The organism is Companilactobacillus nantensis DSM 16982, from assembly GCF_001435815.1.
GTDB classification, from domain to species: Bacteria; Bacillota; Bacilli; order Lactobacillales; family Lactobacillaceae; genus Companilactobacillus; species Companilactobacillus nantensis.
Map to the genome: position 1 here is coordinate 62,188 of NZ_AZFV01000003.1, position 18,197 is coordinate 80,384.

15 protein-coding genes are annotated in these 18,197 nt (G+C 36.2%); 13 read left to right on the forward strand and 2 right to left on the reverse strand.

Going from position 1 to position 18,197, the window contains the following annotated elements; translation table 11 throughout:
• The first annotated feature begins 128 nt into the window (after nucleotides 1-128).
• From FD31_RS02005 to holA, 3 genes are read left to right on the forward strand one after another with little or no spacing between them, the layout of a single operon-like run.
• Nucleotides 129-743, forward strand: coding sequence for a helix-hairpin-helix domain-containing protein (locus tag FD31_RS02005; RefSeq protein WP_057891099.1), 615 nt, complete (start codon nucleotides 129-131; stop codon nucleotides 741-743).
• Nucleotide 744: 1 nt separating this feature from the next.
• Nucleotides 745-3,000, forward strand: coding sequence for a DNA internalization-related competence protein ComEC/Rec2 (locus FD31_RS02010; RefSeq protein ID WP_057891100.1), 2,256 nt, complete (start codon nucleotides 745-747; stop codon nucleotides 2,998-3,000).
• Entirely contained in the window at nucleotides 2,966-3,988 is a 1,023-nt protein-coding gene (gene holA, locus FD31_RS02015; protein WP_235805318.1) for a DNA polymerase III subunit delta, read from the forward strand. Before FD31_RS02010 ends, holA begins: the two co-directional genes overlap by 35 nt.
• A gap of 108 nt (nucleotides 3,989-4,096) precedes the next feature.
• Here holA and rpsT read toward each other — a convergent pair whose 3' ends face one another.
• Nucleotides 4,097-4,345, reverse strand: coding sequence for a 30S ribosomal protein S20 (gene rpsT, locus FD31_RS02020; protein WP_057891102.1), 249 nt, complete (start codon nucleotides 4,343-4,345; stop codon nucleotides 4,097-4,099).
• Nucleotides 4,346-5,050: 705 nt separating this feature from the next.
• On the opposite strand from rpsT, the gene rpsO reads away from it, so the two are divergent.
• The 7 genes from rpsO to yihA all read left to right on the forward strand — a co-directional run bounded on the left by rpsO (nucleotide 5,051) and on the right by yihA (nucleotide 13,082).
• Nucleotides 5,051-5,320, forward strand: coding sequence for a 30S ribosomal protein S15 (gene rpsO / locus FD31_RS02025; protein ID WP_057891103.1), 270 nt, complete (start codon nucleotides 5,051-5,053; stop codon nucleotides 5,318-5,320).
• Between the two features lie 173 nt (nucleotides 5,321-5,493).
• Nucleotides 5,494-7,191: a ribonuclease J gene (locus FD31_RS02030; RefSeq protein ID WP_057891104.1), complete on the forward strand. Its 1,698-nt coding sequence runs from the start codon at nucleotides 5,494-5,496 to the stop codon at nucleotides 7,189-7,191.
• Nucleotides 7,192-7,228: 37 nt separating this feature from the next.
• Nucleotides 7,229-8,170: a hypothetical protein gene (locus FD31_RS02035; RefSeq protein ID WP_057891105.1), complete on the forward strand. Its 942-nt coding sequence runs from the start codon at nucleotides 7,229-7,231 to the stop codon at nucleotides 8,168-8,170.
• 205 nt (nucleotides 8,171-8,375) lie between these two features.
• Complete coding sequence (gene tuf, locus FD31_RS02040) at nucleotides 8,376-9,566, forward strand: elongation factor Tu (RefSeq protein WP_057891106.1); 1,191 nt, start codon at nucleotides 8,376-8,378, stop codon at nucleotides 9,564-9,566.
• A 210-nt stretch (nucleotides 9,567-9,776) separates the two neighbouring features.
• The gene (gene tig, locus FD31_RS02045) at nucleotides 9,777-11,063 is read left to right on the forward strand and encodes a trigger factor (protein WP_057891107.1); all 1,287 of its coding nucleotides are present in this window, start codon (nucleotides 9,777-9,779) and stop codon (nucleotides 11,061-11,063) included.
• A 138-nt stretch (nucleotides 11,064-11,201) separates the two neighbouring features.
• Nucleotides 11,202-12,449 (forward strand): ATP-dependent Clp protease ATP-binding subunit ClpX, encoded by a 1,248-nt coding sequence (clpX, locus tag FD31_RS02050; RefSeq protein WP_057891108.1) that lies wholly within the window; start codon nucleotides 11,202-11,204, stop codon nucleotides 12,447-12,449.
• Nucleotides 12,450-12,497: 48 nt separating this feature from the next.
• The gene (gene yihA / locus FD31_RS02055) at nucleotides 12,498-13,082 is read left to right on the forward strand and encodes a ribosome biogenesis GTP-binding protein YihA/YsxC (protein ID WP_057891109.1); all 585 of its coding nucleotides are present in this window, start codon (nucleotides 12,498-12,500) and stop codon (nucleotides 13,080-13,082) included.
• 127 nt (nucleotides 13,083-13,209) lie between these two features.
• On the opposite strand, the gene FD31_RS02060 is transcribed toward yihA, so the two are convergent.
• Nucleotides 13,210-13,785 carry a histidine phosphatase family protein gene (locus FD31_RS02060; RefSeq protein ID WP_057891110.1) on the reverse strand — a complete coding sequence of 192 codons (576 nt, stop codon included), beginning with the start codon at nucleotides 13,783-13,785 and terminating at the stop codon, nucleotides 13,210-13,212.
• Nucleotides 13,786-14,118: 333 nt separating this feature from the next.
• Here FD31_RS02060 and tyrS point away from each other — a divergent pair, with 333 nt between their 5' ends.
• From tyrS to FD31_RS02075, 3 genes are all read left to right on the forward strand, one after another.
• Entirely contained in the window at nucleotides 14,119-15,363 is a 1,245-nt protein-coding gene (gene tyrS / locus FD31_RS02065) for a tyrosine--tRNA ligase (RefSeq protein ID WP_057891111.1), read from the forward strand.
• 647 nt (nucleotides 15,364-16,010) lie between these two features.
• Entirely contained in the window at nucleotides 16,011-16,958 is a 948-nt protein-coding gene (locus FD31_RS02070; protein ID WP_057891112.1) for an aspartate carbamoyltransferase catalytic subunit, read from the forward strand.
• Complete coding sequence (locus FD31_RS02075; RefSeq protein ID WP_057891113.1) at nucleotides 16,918-18,189, forward strand: dihydroorotase; 1,272 nt, start codon at nucleotides 16,918-16,920, stop codon at nucleotides 18,187-18,189. Before FD31_RS02070 ends, FD31_RS02075 begins: the two co-directional genes overlap by 41 nt.
• Nucleotides 18,190-18,197 lie beyond the last annotated feature (8 nt).

Consider the following 18,197-nt stretch of genomic DNA (forward strand, 5'->3'; position numbering starts at 1 on the left):
TAACTTGGTAAATAACTTGCTGCGGAAGGAAAATAAACTATCAAAAAGAGTGTAATACTAAAAGGCTGGATGAATTTTTATTAAAGTTTATCCAGTTTTTTTGCGTACTTTTTTTCGAGGTGATAAAAATGAAAGGAATTTTTGATTATTGTAAACGCAATAAGATGATGATCGTGCTTGGTTTAATTATATTTGGATTAGGAACTGGTTACTTTTTGACGCATAAATCAGTGTCACAAGCTCCGGTTAAGAATGATATTAAGGTGGAGTCTAAGGCAACTGAAAACGCGGGTAAGTCCCCTAAAACAGCGAAAGTTAGTGTGATTGTGGTCGATATTCAAGGTGCTGTTAAGACTCCTGGTGTCTATCGACTAAAAAGTGGTGCAATTGTTCAAGATGCTTTGAAGATGGCTGGGGGATTAATTCAAACGGCTGATACTAAGCAATTAAATCAAGCTAAGAAATTGACTGATCAGATGCAAATATATGTGCCAGTAGTTGGAGAGAAGGGTAATACCGGATCTGTTTCTAGTAGTAATAATGGTGATAAAAAGGTTGTCAATATTAATACTGCGACAGTTGATGATTTTAAAGGTGTTTCTGGGATTGGTCCTAAGAAGGCTGAGAAGATTATTGCTTTCCGTGAAAAAAATGGACAGTTTCAACAGTTGCATGATTTAACGAAAGTTTCTGGTATTGGTGAGAAAAGTTTAGAATCTCTTAAAGATCAATTAACTGTGTAATATGAAGGATCGACTGATTTTTCCCGCTTTGCTAGTTATTTTAGTGGTAACAATTTACTTTGAATCAGCTTTTTTTGTCATCTTTTTGATGCTGTTGCTATTTCGAGTTTTATTTTTGAAAAATATTCGCTTATTAATATTGTTGGGATTGGTTGGATTAGGAATCTTTTTTAGATGTCAGCAACTAGAAAGGAATCTTAAACCAGTAGTACCGGCATTTTCATCTGCAATTTTTGCCCCAGATGCGTATTCAGTCAATGGTGATGTGTTAAGTGGTGAAATTCAAACGGGACGGCAAACAGTAAGGTTTATTTATCGCTTAAAATCTAAATCTGAACAGACTAAATGGCTTAGGCAAACGGAAATTATCCAAGCTCCGGTAAAAATAAAGAAAGTTACAGAACTCAAAGGACCACGTAATCCCGGAGAATTTGATTTCAAAAAATATGCTATGCACAAAAATGTCCATTATTCGGTTGAGTTACAACAAATTGGTGCTGGCCAACTTTATCAACCTGTAACTTTGTTAGAAAAAATAAATGTTTTACGAATACATATAATTCAACATCTCAGTAGGTTACCAAAATGGTTAAATATCCATGCTCAGAGTTTGATTGTTGGTTATACAGCTAGTTCTAATAAAGATTTTCTCAAAATTTTGAGTGTGCTTGGGGTAATTCATCTCTTTAGTTTATCCGGACTACATGTTCTGATTTTATTAACGATTATCCGTAAAATAACGTCTTACTTGCGGATTCCTTTAGAATGGGTCAATGATGTGATGTTGATTTTATTGCCCTGTTACGGACTGTTAGTAGGTTCTAAAAGTGGGATATGGCGGGCAATTGTCTTAGCAATGGTGGGGATAGTTTTGGCAAAATTAAATTTATCTTGGAGCCGCTTAGATGTTTTTAGTCTGACTATCATAATTTGTGTGTTTATTTATCCATTTGCGATTACTGAGATGGGCGGACAGCTGAGCTTTTTACTATCATTTGCAATTCTTTATTTGTATAAAGAAGCACATTTTTTACTGACGGTATTTAAAATGAATTTAGTCAGTTTGCCAGTTATTTGTTTTTATACTTACCAGTTCAATTGGTTAACCTTGTTAGCAAATATTTTATTTGTGCCATTGTTTACTTATGTTATTTTACCGGTAACATTGATTTCTTCACTAACTGTTGATTGGTCAATCTGGAGTAGTTTCAATCAATTTTTCGACAAACTCTATAAATTTTTGGATATAGTCGCAGCTGATCCTAATTTTACTTTTGTGACAGGTAGGTTTCCTGCTGGAATTGTAGTTATTTTAATAATCGTTGTTTTGTTTTATTTAGAAAGTAAAACCTTTTGGAATAAATATTTATGGCAGTATAGTTTGATTTTTGGAATCTGCTTAATGATGAATAAATTTCCACTCTTTGGCTCAGTTAGTCTGATTGATGTTGGACAGGGGGATAGTATTTTGATTACAACGCCATTGTTCCGTCAGACATTTTTGATTGATGTGGCTGGAAAATTATCGTTTCCAAAGCCAACATGGGCGCAAACCACAAGCAGTAATCAAGTGGAGACTAGTATAATTCCATTTTTAAAGTCACAAGGTATTAGCAAAATTGATAAAATTTTTGTCTCACATAAGGATGTTGATCACATTGGAAATTTAGGTACGATTTTAGCAAAATTTCCAGTCAAAGAGGTTAATTTTGGCGTCGGGTTAGAGCATAATCAACGTATTAAGCAGGAAATTAAACAACATCCAGAAGTGAGATTTAAAAATTTACGACAAGGTGATGTGATTGATACTGGATTTATCAAGTGGCATGTTTTGTGGCCAAAGCAAGCAAGTGTTGGTGAAAATGGTGATTCGTTAACGCTGCTGGCACGAATAAAAAATAAGAACTGGCTGTTTCCTGGAGATTTAGACAGTGCAGGGGAACAAGCGATTTTAAAAAATCATAATTTTAAGGTTGATTATTTGAAAGTTGGACATCATGGCTCGAAGACTGCCACTAGTGATACATTTCTGGAACGAGTTAAACCTACGATTGGATTCATTTCGTCAGGTGTTAATAATCGTTACGGTCATCCTAATCGAGAGACTTTGTCACGCTTAGAGAAGCATCAGGTCCGATATTTTAATACGGCTGAATATGGTATGATTACTTGGTATTATTTTTCCTATAGTAATGAGGAGAAGATAACAACTTTTTTAAAGGGTGACTTGGTTGAAAATAACAGAACTCAAAAATAATTTAAAACAGGGCAATTTAAGCAACGTTTATTTAATAACTGGTAAAGAACACGTCTTTATCAAAGATATTCAAAAATCATTTAAAAATATCATGTCGCCGGAAGAACGTGAAATGAACTTTTCAAATTTCGATTTAGAAGAAGTTTCACTCGCAGACCTAATCAATGAAGCAATTTCTGCTCCGTTTTTTGGAGAAAGACGACTTGTTTTTGCGGAACATCCATTTTTTCTAACTGGTGAAAGAACAAAAAATACGGTTGACCAAAATACTGATTTATTATTGAAGTATATTCAAAATCCCACGCCATCGACAATTTTAGTTATTTTTGCATCGTATGATAAGTTGGATGCACGAAAGAAAATTGTTAAGGAACTTAAAAAGACAGCCGCGGTAGTAGATGCTGGACAAATGGAAGGACCAATTTTAAGTCGGACAATCAATAATGATCTAAAAAATGCTGGTTATCAAATTGAACCTGCTGCTCTAGAATTGTTGATTAACAAAACAAAGGGTAATTACTCTTTGATTACAAATCAGCTAGATAAATTAAAGTTATATGCTTTAAATTCTAAAAAAATAAATCAAGCAGCTGTTTCGGAATTAGTTCCACAATCGTTAGAAGATAATGTCTTTGATTTAATGACCGAAATTCTAAATAAAAACATTTATAAGGCTGAGGAATTATATAATCAATTCCTTTTACAGAAGATTGATCCGATTTTATTAGTGGCAATTATTATTTCACAATTAAGATTATTGATTCAGGTTAAAATATTATCTGAAAAAGGGTTGTCAGAATCATCAATTGCTAAAAATTTACGATTAAATCCATATCGAGTTAAGTATGCTTATCGACAAGCACGAACGTTGAAACGTTTAAGATTGCAAGTTATGTACGATGATATTGTTAATTTGGATTACCAGATCAAGTCAGGGCAAGGAGATAAGGAATTGCTGTTTGACTTATTTATTGCTAAATATGCTTAAAAAAAGAGTATCTGTGGGAAACTTGAATACAAAAGTTTCCCATAGATACTCTTTTTTTGATCCATTAAAAATGGCAAAATAAAAAAGCAACCAATTGGCTGCTTATCATTAATTCAATTTAGCAAGTCTTGACTTATCACGTGCAGCTTTATTAGCTTTGATTAGGCCTTTTGACTTAGCCATATCAATTGCACGAACGGCTGTTCTGAACAAGTCTTCCTTGTTGTCAGCGTTGTTAGCAGCTGAAGTTTCAAAGTTCTTAATTGCTGAACGCATTGAACTTCTTTGTGCAACATTGCGAAGGTTTGCGCTTTCGGCAGTCTTTACACGTTTCATAGCTGATTTAATTTGTGGCATTAATTTCACCTCCGATTACATAGTAAGCTAAAAACTCAATACATAGAATTATACATAATTCATTTTCACAATGCAATGAAATGTCAATTTTTTTTCAGTATTATGCGGTTTGTGAGTAGAACATTTTCAATTATAAGCAGTTTTGAGCGTTTGTATAGAGTTTTTTTATTAAATAATCTGTGAGATGTTTAAATATTCCGCCTCCAGAACCGAGAAAACTTTAACTGGCTATGCGGACCGATTCGAGCCAAGGTCTCGAATCTCGGTTTGAAGCCTTGCAAGCAAGTCTCCGAACACGCCCGGTGGTGTAAGTGCTAAAGCACTAACGCCACTTTCACAGCCAGTTAAAGTTTCTCGGTCCTTCCGACTAGTTTCTTGGTTGATTTATTTTGGTAGATATGTTGAAATATGGCATATTTTTTGGAATTCAAATTATATAGAAAACAAATTTATAGTATCAGTGTTTGCTATTAATAATGTTGGAACGAGTATAATCCAACAAATATATTGTTTTAACAAATTTTCCAAGTTATTTTTTTCTTTAAAGGGCAAAGAGCAATCGTATTTTCATTGATAGTCAGGATAACATGTTGCAAAATGCGACGTTTTGTAGTAAATTAATTAATTGTGTTAACCATGCTCTGTTTGTCGAATCACCAACGCAGACATAGTTTGGCTAAATATATAAGGAAAAGGTGAATTGAAATGGCTATTTCAAAAGCAAAGAAAAACGAAATTATTAAACAATATGCACGTAAAGATGGAGACACTGGTTCTCCAGAAGTACAAATTGCTGTATTAACTTATGATATTAATGCACTTAACGATCACTTGAAAGTTAACAAGAAAGACCACCATTCATATGTTGGTCTACTAAAGAAGATTGGTCACCGTCGTAATCTTTTAGGTTACCTACGTGGTAAAGATATTCAACGTTACCGTGAACTAATCAAGTCATTAGGTCTACGTCGTTAATAATAATTTTAGGAGTTCCCATCAGGGTACTCCTATTTTTTTTGCTTAATTTCTCTAAATCTCGTTTGATATGGTAGAATAAAAAACAGGTATAGCTTAAATAGTCTTACAAGACTTAAAAATCACAATAGAATATTATGATCTATGCTATTTTAATGAAATGAGAGATGAAAATGAGCAAAAAAATTAAAATAATTTTGTTAAGTGGCGTACGTGAAAATGGAAAAAATATGTACGCGGTTGAAGTAAATGATGAGATCTATATCTTGGATATTGGTTTGCAATACCCTGATAATGACCTTTACGGAATTGATGTCGTTGTTCCAGATATGACTTATATTAAACAAAACATTGATAAAGTTGTCGGTGTTTTCTTGTCACACGGACATGCTGATGCTATTGGTGCTTTGCCATATCTAATCAGTGACTATGATATTCCAGTCTTTGGATCGGAAATGACTATTGAATTGGCTAAAATCGTTTGTTCAAATGATCGTCGCAGTAAGAAATTCAATAATTTCCACGTTATCGATGAGAATACTGCCATCGACTTTGAAGAAGCATCTGTTTCGTTCTTCAAGACAACGCACTCAATTCCTGGTTCACTAGGAACAGTTATCAAAACTAGTGAGGGACAAATTGTTTATACTGGTGACTTCAAGTTTGATCAAGCTGCTGCACCAACGTATAAGACTGACTATGGTCGTATTGCTAAAATTGGTAGTGAACGTGTCCTAGCACTATTGAGCGACTCAGCAAATGCGGAATCACCATACGAAAATTCAAGTGAAAAAGATATCTATGAATATATTTTAGATACTTTCAACTATCACAATGGCCGTATTATCGTGGCTCAAGTTGCTTCTAACATTCAAAGAATGCAACAAGTTGTTGATGCTGCCGATAAGACTGGCCGTCGTGTCTTCCTTTCTGGAACTGATGCTGAAAAGATTTTGAAGACGGCTATGAAATTAGGCTATTTGAAGATCAACAATAAAGAATTGTTAGTTAAGCCTAAGGATTTGAAGAATGTTGATAATAATAAATTAGTTATTATCGAAACTGGTAAGATGGGCGAACCTGTCAAATTACTACAAAAGATGGCTAATCCTGCTGCTAAGACGAAGTTTCAAGTTGAAGAGGGTGATTTAGTATTTATCGCTACAACACCTTCACACGCAATGGATACAACCGTGGCGAAAGCTCGTGATGCTATTTATCGTACTGGTGCTGAAGTTAAGGCTTTAAGTGATGATAAGCATTCATCTGGTCACGCTAACAAGTCTGACTTGCAATTGATGATCAACTTGCTAAATCCTGAGAATGTTATTCCTATTCAAGGGGAATATCGTCTTTTGGACGCACATGCTCGGATTGCCCATGAAACTGGCATTCCATATCAAAATATCTTCCTTACAAAGAAGGGTGACGTTTTGAACTATGAAAATGACCAATTCTACCAAGGCAAAGGTGTTGACGCAGGAGATACCATGATTGATGGTATTGGTGTCGGTGATATCGGTAGTATTGTCCTCCGTGATCGTGAATTATTGGCCGAGGACGGGGTCTTTATCGCAGTGGCTACAATTGACCGTAAGAAGAAGAAAGTCGTTGCTAAGCCAAAAATAACGGCACGTGGCTTCGTTTATATGCGTGCTAGTCGTGATTTATTGAGTGAAAGTTCCGATATTATCGTTAATACGATTGTTGATTATATGCAAGATAATAAAGATTTTGATTGGTCAGACTTGAAGCAAGGTGTTCGTGATAAGTTGAACCACTTCTTGTATGAACAAACAAACAGACATCCAGTTATTTTGCCAGTGATTATGGAAGTTAATCAAAACAGACATAGAAAAGCAAAGAAATAGAGTAATTTAATCTATTCGAATATTGTTGAGGTATTGTATGGACGATAATCTAAAAAAAATCATTGAACAGGCTGAAGAGGCCTATGACCAAGGTAATTGGGTCGAAGCAACTGATTTATATACGCAGGCATATTCGATGCAGCAATCCTTTGATATTAACAGGGGGCTTGCTGCTTCTTTATTGAATCAAAAAAGACCGGGCGATGCCGAAGCTGTGATTTTAGATTATTTTAACTATTACCTCAGTGAACCGGAAACAGCTGAATTGGCTTTAGATGTCATTTTGGAAAATAATGATTTTTTGCTAGCCAATCAGATGTTGAATTATTATGCAACCAATCCGTCACCACATATCCAACAGGATACTATTGACGATTTTGTTAGACGAATCAACATTGCTGAAGATAGACATGAACGATCATTTAAGCCAGAAAAGGATAAAATATCGGCTCGCTTATTGGCAATCGTGACGGAATCGACAACTGAACAAATTCAATTGCTGAGAAAGTTAAGAGAGTTTAATAGGGCAGATTATATAAAAAATGCCAAGCTTTTATTAGGTAATCCCTTGCTGCACCCGCTTTTAAAGAGCGAAGCACTGGAGAATTTATTAAAGTTAGGCGTCGATGAAAAAGTCGATATTTCGTTCTATGGTGAAAATAAAGCTTGCATTCCCAGTAAGCTAATGCCTATTATGTCAACTGATGTCTATTTGAAAATGTGTGACGAATTAGAAAAATTATTGACCGATGAGAACGAAACGCAAATTGAGAACTTCAAAGGTGAGTTGTCACTATACGCCGCATTTGTCTATCCTTTTGGGGATGAAATAATAAAAACACCTGAACTCTGGACAAAAGCAATGCTTTTAAGGTATGGTTTAGTAGATGATTCACAAGTAAGTGATAATCAAGGTTTAGACGATGTAAAAACTTGGTTAAAGAGGTTCGATGAGCTGATAAATACCTTTCAGGAGTGAAATTTTTAAACTTTTTTCACTTTGAGTATTTACAATTACGTTTACGGCCTGTATACTCCAAAGAGTATATTTTTAGTCGGTGATTTGCTATGAATTAGTTTGCTTTCACCTCTGAAAGTAGTATAATTTTTCAGTAAAGAGTCGTCTAAAGAACATTTTCTTTGGATCAATCTTATGAAATGAAATTTTAGGAGGATTCTTTGTAATGGCAGAAAAAGAACATTATGAGAGAACAAAGCCCCATGTAAATATTGGGACAATTGGTCACGTTGACCACGGTAAGACTACTTTAACAGCAGCAATCACTAAGGTTTTGGCTGACAAAGGTTTAGCTAAGGCTGAAGATTACGCTGATATCGATAAAGCCCCAGAAGAAAAAGAACGTGGGATTACTATCAACACTGCTCACGTTGAGTATGAAACTGAAAAGCGTCACTATGCACATATTGATGCCCCAGGACATGCTGATTACGTTAAGAATATGATCACTGGTGCTGCACAAATGGATGGTGCCATCCTTGTTGTTGCTGCAACTGATGGTCCTATGCCACAAACTCGTGAACACATCTTGCTTGCTCGCCAAGTTGGTGTTGGCTACATCGTTGTCTTCTTGAACAAGACTGACCTTGTTGATGACCCAGAACTAGTTGATCTAGTTGAGATGGAAGTTCGTGAACTTCTATCAGAATACGATTTCCCAGGGGATGACATTCCTGTTATCCGTGGTTCAGCTTTGAAGGCTCTTCAAGGTGACCCAGAAGAAATCAAACACGTTGAAGAATTACTTGATGTTGTTGATGAATATATCCCAACACCAGAACGTGATAATACAAAACCATTCATGATGCCTGTTGAAGATGTCTTCACTATCACTGGTCGTGGTACTGTTGCATCTGGTCGTATCGATCGTGGTGAAGTTAAGATCGGTGACGAAGTTGAAATCGTTGGTCTTAAGCCAGAAGTTGAAAAATCAACTGTTACTGGTCTAGAAATGTTCCGTAAGACATTGGATCTTGGTGAAGCCGGAGATAACGTTGGTGTTCTTCTTCGTGGTATTAACCGTGACCAAATCGAACGTGGACAAGTTCTTGCTAAGCCAGGTTCAATCAAGACTCACAACAAGTTCAAGGGTGAAGTTTATATTATGAGTAAAGAAGAAGGTGGACGTCATACTCCATTCTTCTCAAACTATCGTCCACAATTCTACTTCCATACAACTGATGTTACTGGTGTTATTGAATTGCCAGAAGGTGTAGAAATGGTTATGCCTGGTGACCAAGTTACTTTTGAAGTTGACTTGATTGCTCCAGTTGCTATCGAAAATGGTACAAGATTTACTGTTCGTGAAGGTGGCCGTACTGTTGGTGCCGGAGTTGTTACAGAAATCTTAGACTAATTTCTAAGTAGTAATGATAATTAAAAAGAGTTGGATAAATTCCAGCTCTTTTTTTTATGTAATAATGTTCAAAAATAGTGAAAAGTATTTTATAATAGAAAACATGATGTCTTGAAATACCTATAAATCACGTCAAATGTTTACAATATTGCCATTTTAAGGTAATATTACAAAGTATGAGATCGTTGAAATACCGGAGGGATAATATAAATGTCTGCTAAGGCTAAATTTACAAAAAAAGAAAACAATACTGGTGAATTGAAGTTTGAAATTGACCAAGATACAATCAAAAAAGGTTTGGATACTGCATTCGACCGTGTTAAGAAGAGCTTGAACGTACCTGGCTTCAGAAAAGGCCGCGTACCTCGTCAAATCTTTAACCGTATGTACGGTGAAGAAGCATTGTACGAAGATGCACTTAATGCTGTTCTACCAACTGCTTACCAAAACGCTGTTGATGACACAAAAGTAGAACCTGTTGACCAACCACAAATTTCTGTTGAATCAATGGAAAAAGATCAACCATGGGCAATTACAGCTACTATTACTGTAAAACCTGACGTTGAATTGGGCGATTACAAGGGTATCGAAGTTAAGAAACAAAAACGTAATGTTATGAAGACTGATGTTGAAGATCGTCTTGCTGAATTACAAAAACAACAAGCTGAACTTGTTCTTAAAGACGGTAAGGCTGAAAACGGCGATACAGTAATCATTGATTACGTTGGTACTGTTGATGGTAAAGAATTCGATGGTGGTAGCGCACAAAACTACTCACTAGAACTTGGTTCAGGTTCATTTATTCCTGGATTCGAAGACGAATTAGTTGGTCACGCTGCTGGCGAAGATGTTGACGTTAACGTTACATTCCCAGAAGATTACCAAGCTAAGGAATTAGCTGGTAAGAAGGCTGTCTTTGCTACAAAACTTCACGAAGTTAAGACAAAAGAATTACCTAAGTTAGATGATGATTTTGCTAAAGACGTTGATGAAGATGTTGATACACTTGAAGAACTAAGAACAAAGCTTCACGATGAAATTAGAGATCAAAAGAAGCAAGCTGCTGAAGAAAACATTCAAGAAGAAGCAATTTCTGGTGCAGTTAAGAATGCTAAGATCGATTCAATTCCTCAACCTATGATTGATACAGAAGTTGAAAACCAATTGAACCAATACCTAGCTAACTTACGTCGTCAAGGTATCGATCCTAAGTTGTACTACCAAATGACTGGTACAAACGAAGATGGTTTGAAGAAACAATTTGCTAAGGATGCTGAAGAACGTGTTAAGACTGACTTAGTTATCGAAGCAATTGTTGCTAAGGAAGATATCAAACCTTCTGAAGACGAAATTAAAGCAGAAATCAAGTCACTTGCTGACGAATACAAGATGGAAGAATCAGCTGTTAGAAATGCACTTTCTGATGACATGTTGGCTCACGATATCGCTGCTAAGAAAGCAATCGAATTGATTGTTGACTCAGCTGTTGAAAAATAAGCGATTCTGTTATTAAAAGAGGGAAGCCGTAAGGCTTCCTTTTTTTATAACTGGACGTTAGAAACTAATTACTTTACTCTTAATTATGACAATGCTAGACTTTCTAAAGTATTGGAACTATTGAAGGAGAAATCGCATATGTTTGATAGTACAGAAAATACTGGCACAATTAGCTGTTCATTTTGTGGTAAGACACAAGATCAAGTTAAAAAGATAGTTGCCGGACCCGGAGTCTATATTTGTAATGAATGTATTGATTTATGCAAAGAAATCATAGACGAAGAATTAAACGAAGCTACACCATTGGATTTAGACAATATCCCTACACCTATTGAAATCAAGAAGATCCTTGACGATTACGTAATCGGACAAACTGACGCTAAGCGTGCTTTGTCGGTTGCTGTTTATAACCACTATAAGAGAATTAACAAAATGGAACACCTTAAAGACGGTGAGACAGAGCTTCAAAAGAGTAATATTGCCTTAATTGGACCTACTGGTTCAGGTAAGACTTTCCTTGCTCAAACTTTAGCTCGTATTTTGAAGGTTCCATTTGCAATTGCTGATGCAACAACACTTACAGAAGCTGGATACGTTGGTGAAGACGTTGAAAATATTCTATTGAAGTTGTTACAAAATGCTGACTTTGATGTTGACAAGGCTGAACACGGTATTGTTTACATTGATGAAATTGATAAGATTGCTAAGAAGAGTGAGAATGTTTCAATCACACGTGATGTTTCTGGTGAAGGTGTTCAACAAGCACTTTTGAAGATTCTTGAAGGAACAATTGCCAGTGTGCCACCACAAGGTGGAAGAAAGCATCCTCAACAAGAACTTATTCAAATCGACACAACCAATATTCTCTTTATCGTCGGTGGTGCTTTTGATGGTATTGAAACAATTGTTAAGAACCGTCTTGGTGATAAGACAATTGGTTTTGGTGCTGAACAAAAGGCAAATATTGCTGAAGAAAAGAGTTTGATGCAACAAATCATCCCTGAAGACTTAATGAAGTTCGGTATTATTCCAGAATTCATCGGTCGTATTCCAATCGTCACAGCGCTTGAGAAGCTTACAGAGGATGATTTGGTTAATATCCTTACAAAGCCTAAGAATGCTTTGATTAAGCAATATAAGGAATTAATGGCTCTTGATGGGGTTAATTTGATTTTTACTGATGGAGCTTTACGAGAAATCGCAAAGATGTCAATTGAAAGAAATACTGGTGCTCGTGGTTTGAGATCAATCGTTGAAGAGACAATGCTCAATACGATGTTCGATATTCCAGGACGTGATGACGTTGAAAGTGTCAAAGTCACTAAAGATGCTGTCAGAAAAGTTAAGGAACCAGAATTGATTTTGAAAAATGGAGAAGTTGCCTAATTGGCAGCTTTTTTTTTATATGGTAAAATTACTTCATTGAGGTGAATTATGCAGGTAAATAATGTATCTATGAATTTAAGTGCTGTCAGTTCAAAGCAATATCCGAGTGAAGGTTATCCGGAAATAGCTTTGCTAGGCCGCTCAAACGTTGGAAAGTCATCATTGATAAATACGTTGATCAATCGTAAAAGCTTTGCGAGAACGTCTAGTACGCCCGGTAAAACACAAACATTGAATTTTTATAATATCGAAGACTTGTTATATTTAGTTGATGTACCTGGTTATGGTTTTGCCAAAGTTTCCAAAAAACAACGTGAAGAATTTGGCGTTATGATCGAAGAATATTTAACAACTAGGGAACCATTAAAAGGGGTTATTATTTTAGTTGATGGCCGCCATGCTCCTAGTGACGATGATATTTCGATGTACCAATTTGTCAGTTATTACCACATTCCAACATTAGTTGTTGCAACGAAGATGGATAAAATTAAGGGTAATCAATGGAATAAAACAATCAGTCAAGTTACCAAGGCAATGGAAATTAATCAAACTGATTCATTACAACTTTTTAGCGCAGAAACTAAAAAAGGTAAGGAAGAAGTTTGGACTTGGATTGAAGATCACATGAAGTAAAACTTCTTCATAATTAAATTTGTTTTCAAACATTAAGCGTAAATAAAAAGTGTTCAATTCCGTAAGTTGGAATTTGAGCACTTTTTTGAGTCTATTAGCTGAAAAAATTGTTATATAGGTGATGATACTAATCTTTGAAATTGATAATCTTTTCAAAAGTAAATTTATTATTTTCATAAGCGAACTTCAAGATACTACAGTTAGTGAAACCACTTTGCCGTAATTTTTGCATATTTGTCCATAAATCTGAAAACATCATAATTGCCCCAGCATGACTAACAACTAAAACGGAATTGTTATCTTGTTGCATAATATTTGTCAAAGTTTTTCCAACGCGCTGTTGAGCAGCTTGATTATCTTCACCACCAAATTGGACGTAATAATCCCCAAAGTGTTTTTTAGGGTCGTCTTTAGGATGTAGATATTCAGGAGCACCTTCAAATTTGCCAAATGAGAGCTCTCTGAGGCCCTTTAAGCGCGTATATGGCATGTCAGTAACAAGTTCAAGTGTATCGCTGGCACGTTCAGCAGTGGAACAATAAGCCGCATCAAAAGTTATCTTATTATCTCGGAAGTACTGACCAGCAACTTTAGCTTGTTGAACCCCAACGTCTGTCAAAGGCGAGTCACACCAACCTTGAATTTTATGTTGAACATTAAATAAAGTTTGTCCATGGCGCATGATATAAAGTGTCTTTTTCATAATTTCCCCCTAAAACAAAGCACTTTAATTATACAATAACTTCGAAAAAGACCTTGAAAAATATTGAGGCTCTGTGTATCATCATACTTATAATAAGATTTTAGTTTTAATTTAAGTAGGGGTTTACTTCAGTGTACAGAGAATTGACGGTTGGTGTGAGTCAAGCAGGGTAAATTGTGAAATACGAGGCTGAAATTCGTGTCCTACGTTATAGGAGTAAAGAGCAAGTTAATTAACTTGAATTTGGGTGGTACCGCGCAAAGAGCGTCCCTGCATAATCGCAGGGGCGCTCTTTTTATTTCTGTAACGGGGACAAAATTAGGAGGAAGTTTTATGAATATTATTGACGAATTATCATGGCGTGGTTTGATCAATCAACAATCTGACGAAGAAGGTTTACGTGATTTAGTTGATTCAAAGGATATTTCACTATACTGTGGTATGGATCCAACTGGTGATTCAATGCATATTGGACATTTGTTGCCATTTATGACATTGGAAAGATTTGGCAAGTTTGGTCACCATCCATATATTGTTATTGGTGGAGCTACTGGTTCAATCGGTGATCCAAGTGGTAAAAAGGCTGAACGTCCAATGCAAACAATGGACCAAGTCAACCACAACGTTGATGCTTTGAGTGCCCAAGCTAACAAGATTTTCAGTGGTTTCACAATGGTTAACAACTATGACTGGACAGAACCAATTGGTATCTTGGACTTCTTGCGTGACTATGGTAAGTTGTTCAACGTTAATACAATGTTAAACAAGGAAATTATTTCCAGCCGTTTGGAAGTTGGTATTTCATTTACTGAATTTACATACCAAATCCTTCAATCACTTGATTTCTTGACACTTTACCGCAAGCATAATGTGCAATTGCAAGTTGGTGGTGGTGATCAATGGGGTAACTTAACGGCTGGACTTGACTTGATTCACAAAGCCGAAGGTCAAGAAGCTAAAGTTTATGCCTTAACAATTCCATTATTGTTGAAATCAGACGGTACTAAATTTGGTAAGACAGCCGGTGGTGCTGTATGGCTTGATCCTAAAAAGACATCCCCTTACGAATTCTATCAATTCTGGTTCAACCAAGATGATAAAGACGTAGTCAACTTACTTAAGAAATTTACTTTCTTAACAAAAGACCAAATTGAAGACTTAGCTGAATCAGTTAAGACAGCTCCAGAAAAACGTTTAGCACAAAGAACCTTGGCTGAAGAAGTTACCAAGTTTGTTCACGGTGAAGAAGCTTTGAAGACAGCTGAAAAGATTACTGAAGTATTATTCTCTGGTGAAATCCAAGAATTAACTACAGAAGAAGTAGCCGAAGCCTTCCATGGTGTACCAAGTGCCGAAATTTCAGCCGATCCAATCAACTTAGTCGACCTTTTGATTGCTACAAACGTTGATAAGTCAAAACGTCAAGCACGTGAAGACATCCAAAATGGTGCTATCAGAATCAATGGTGAAAAGTTGACAGATACAACAATGGAAATTGCTCCAAAGGATTCATTTGACGGTAAGTACATTGTTATCCGTCGTGGTAAGAAGAAGTATTTCTTGGCAACTGTTAAATAATATTAATGATAATTACTTATTTGTTTTTAAATAAAGATAATTGATATGAGGAACTGGGGATGTATTAGGACCCTAGTTCTTTTTATTTGAAGTGAAATATTGTCAATTTGGAATGTGTTTCATCAAAATTATCAAATTGTATATATTAAATATTATGCGAAAGAAAGCACACAATGTAACAAAAAATAAATTAGTCGGAAGAGTTGAGAAATAGTTATTGGCTGTGAAAGTGGCGTTAGAGCTTTAGCTCTTACACCACCGGGCGAGTTTGGAGACTTGCTTGCAAGGCTTCAAATCGAGGTCTGAGACCTTGGCTCAGACCGGTCCGCATAGCCAATGACTATTTCTCAACTCTGCAGACGGCAACCCCAAAACAGAAAAAACTATTGACGACCACCTCAAAATCGTTTATATTATTTGCAACGAAAACTTTTAATCAAGTCCTGTGAGGCTTGGAAGGTTACTTACACATATGACGCAAAAAGTGTAAACTTCCTTTCCTTGTGGGATAGGAAGTTTTTTGTTTACTTAAAGAAAAATCAGGGAACTTTTAAATGGATCCAGTGAGGTCTAGAAGGTCGGAATAATTCCAAACTTTTAGGGGCTAGCTGGATGAAAGCTAACCCTTTTTAATTTGGAGGAAAACAATGAAAAATATACTTTCTATGTCACAATTATCAAATCAAGAGGTCTATAGCTTAATCGATTCAGCTATGGAATTTAAGGAAGGCAAGAAATCAGCGATTGGTGCTGACAAATTTGCCATCAACCTTTTCTTTGAGAATAGTACGAGAACTAAATCAAGCTTCCAAGTAGCTGAAATGAAGCTTGGCATGAAAGAAATTGAGTTTGAAGCATCAACTTCATCAACAACCAAAGGTGAAAGCCTTTATGACACTATTAAAACTGAAGAAAGTATCGGTGCTTCAGTCGCAATCATTCGTCATAGCCAAGATAAATATTATGAAGATTTAGTTAATAACCACAACTTAAACATCCACATCATTAACGGTGGCGACGGTACTGGTCAACATCCATCACAATCACTTCTAGACTTGATGACAATTTACGAACACTTTGGCAAGTTTGAAGGACTCAAGGTTGGTATTATCGGTGACTTAAGCCACTCACGTGTAGCACATTCAAATGCTGAAATTTTGACACGTCTAGGCGCACAAGTAAGTTTTGGTGGACTAGATGCTTGGTATACACCAGAGTTTGCTGAAATGGGACAACATATGAGTGTTGATGATCTTTGCCAAGAAATGGACGTTGTCATGTTACTAAGAGTTCAACATGAACGTTTGTCAGCAGAAGAAAATAAGAATTTCTCGAAAGCAGATTATTTTGCTAAATATGGTTTAAATAGTGACCGTGTCAAGATGATGAAACCAGACGCCATGATCATGCATCCCGCACCAGTTAACCGTGGAGCTGAGATTGCGGACGATGTTGTTGAATGTGAAAAATCATATATCTTCCCACAAATGGCTAACGGAGTCTTCATGAGAATGGCTATGATCGAAGCCGTTTTGGAAGGAGAAAAGGCTGACAATGAAACTTCTGATCAAAAACGCCAAGTTGTTTTACACTAACAAATTAATTAATTGTGATGTTTTGATTGAAAATGGCAAGTTTCAACAAATTGCTGAAAATATTGTTGCGACAGATGCTAAAATCATTGATGCTAAATTTCAATTGGTTACTCCGGGATTGGTCGATATCCACGTCCATTTCAGGGAACCAGGTCAAGTTCATAAGGAAACCATTAAAACTGGTACGTTAGCATCTGCACATGGTGGTTTTACAACTGTTGGAGCAATGCCCAATGTTACACCAGTGCCTGATGATGCCGAGAAATTTGCTAAGCAGGTTGCATTAAATCAAGTAAATTCATTAATTCATACGTTGCAGTACGCACCAGTTACTAAGGATGAAACAAGTGACGAGCTAGTTGATATCGAAGGCTTAGCTAAATTAGGTGCCTTCGCATTTTCCAACGATGGACACGGAATTATGAATGCACAATCAATGTTTACTGCTATGGAACGCATCGCAGCCATTGATAGTCACTTAGCAGCTCACGTTGAAGACAAAAACTTATTCAATCATGGTGTAATTAATTTTGGATCAGCATCACAACGTCTAGGATTGCCAGGAATTCAACAAGTAGCAGAAACGTCGCAATTGGCAAGGGATTTAGTTTTAGCCAAGGAAACAGGTGTCCATTACCACGTCTGCCATATTTCGACTAAAGATGGTGTTGAATTAGTTAGAATGGCTAAGGATGCCGGTATTAACGTAACTTGTGAAGTATCACCACATCACTTGTTGTTAAGTGATCAAGATATTTTAACGGATGATGCTAACTTCAAGATGAATCCACCATTACGCAGTGAAGTCGACCGCCTTGCCTTAATTGCTGGCTTACAAGATGGAACAATAGATATGATTGCGACTGACCATGCACCACATGCTGAAAATGAGAAGAATCAAGGCTTTGAAAAGAGTGCTTTCGGTATCACGGGTATCGAAACGTCATTTCCACTAATGTATAGTCGCTTAGTTAAGACTGGAATTATCAGTTTGGAACAATTATTAGCATTAATGACTGAAAAGCCAGCACAACTCTTTAAATTAGAGCATACTGGGGTCATTCAGTTGGGACAACCAGCTGACTTTACAATTATCAATTTGGCTGATGAATACGAAATTCAAACTAGTGATTTCTTGTCAAAGGGTAAAAATAGTCCTTTTATCGGACAACAAGTTTATGGTCAAGTTGAACAGACATATGTTAACGGAGAATGTGTCTGTTTAAAATAAGAAAATGA

Coding starts and splice junctions, on each gene's coding strand:
- yihA (WP_057891109.1), top strand. CDS start 12,498: ATGCAGGTAAATAATGTATCTATGAATTTAAGTGCTGTCAGTTCAAAG.
- FD31_RS02005 (WP_057891099.1), top strand. CDS start 129: ATGAAAGGAATTTTTGATTATTGTAAACGCAATAAGATGATGATCGTG.
- FD31_RS02035 (WP_057891105.1), top strand. CDS start 7,229: ATGGACGATAATCTAAAAAAAATCATTGAACAGGCTGAAGAGGCCTAT.
- rpsT (WP_057891102.1), bottom strand. CDS start 4,345: ATGCCACAAATTAAATCAGCTATGAAACGTGTAAAGACTGCCGAAAGC.
- rpsO (WP_057891103.1), top strand. CDS start 5,051: ATGGCTATTTCAAAAGCAAAGAAAAACGAAATTATTAAACAATATGCA.
- tyrS (WP_057891111.1), top strand. CDS start 14,119: ATGAATATTATTGACGAATTATCATGGCGTGGTTTGATCAATCAACAA.
- clpX (WP_057891108.1), top strand. CDS start 11,202: ATGTTTGATAGTACAGAAAATACTGGCACAATTAGCTGTTCATTTTGT.
- FD31_RS02060 (WP_057891110.1), bottom strand. CDS start 13,785: ATGAAAAAGACACTTTATATCATGCGCCATGGACAAACTTTATTTAAT.
- tuf (WP_057891106.1), top strand. CDS start 8,376: ATGGCAGAAAAAGAACATTATGAGAGAACAAAGCCCCATGTAAATATT.
- FD31_RS02010 (WP_057891100.1), top strand. CDS start 745: ATGAAGGATCGACTGATTTTTCCCGCTTTGCTAGTTATTTTAGTGGTA.
- FD31_RS02070 (WP_057891112.1), top strand. CDS start 16,011: ATGAAAAATATACTTTCTATGTCACAATTATCAAATCAAGAGGTCTAT.
- tig (WP_057891107.1), top strand. CDS start 9,777: ATGTCTGCTAAGGCTAAATTTACAAAAAAAGAAAACAATACTGGTGAA.
- FD31_RS02075 (WP_057891113.1), top strand. CDS start 16,918: ATGAAACTTCTGATCAAAAACGCCAAGTTGTTTTACACTAACAAATTA.
- FD31_RS02030 (WP_057891104.1), top strand. CDS start 5,494: ATGAGCAAAAAAATTAAAATAATTTTGTTAAGTGGCGTACGTGAAAAT.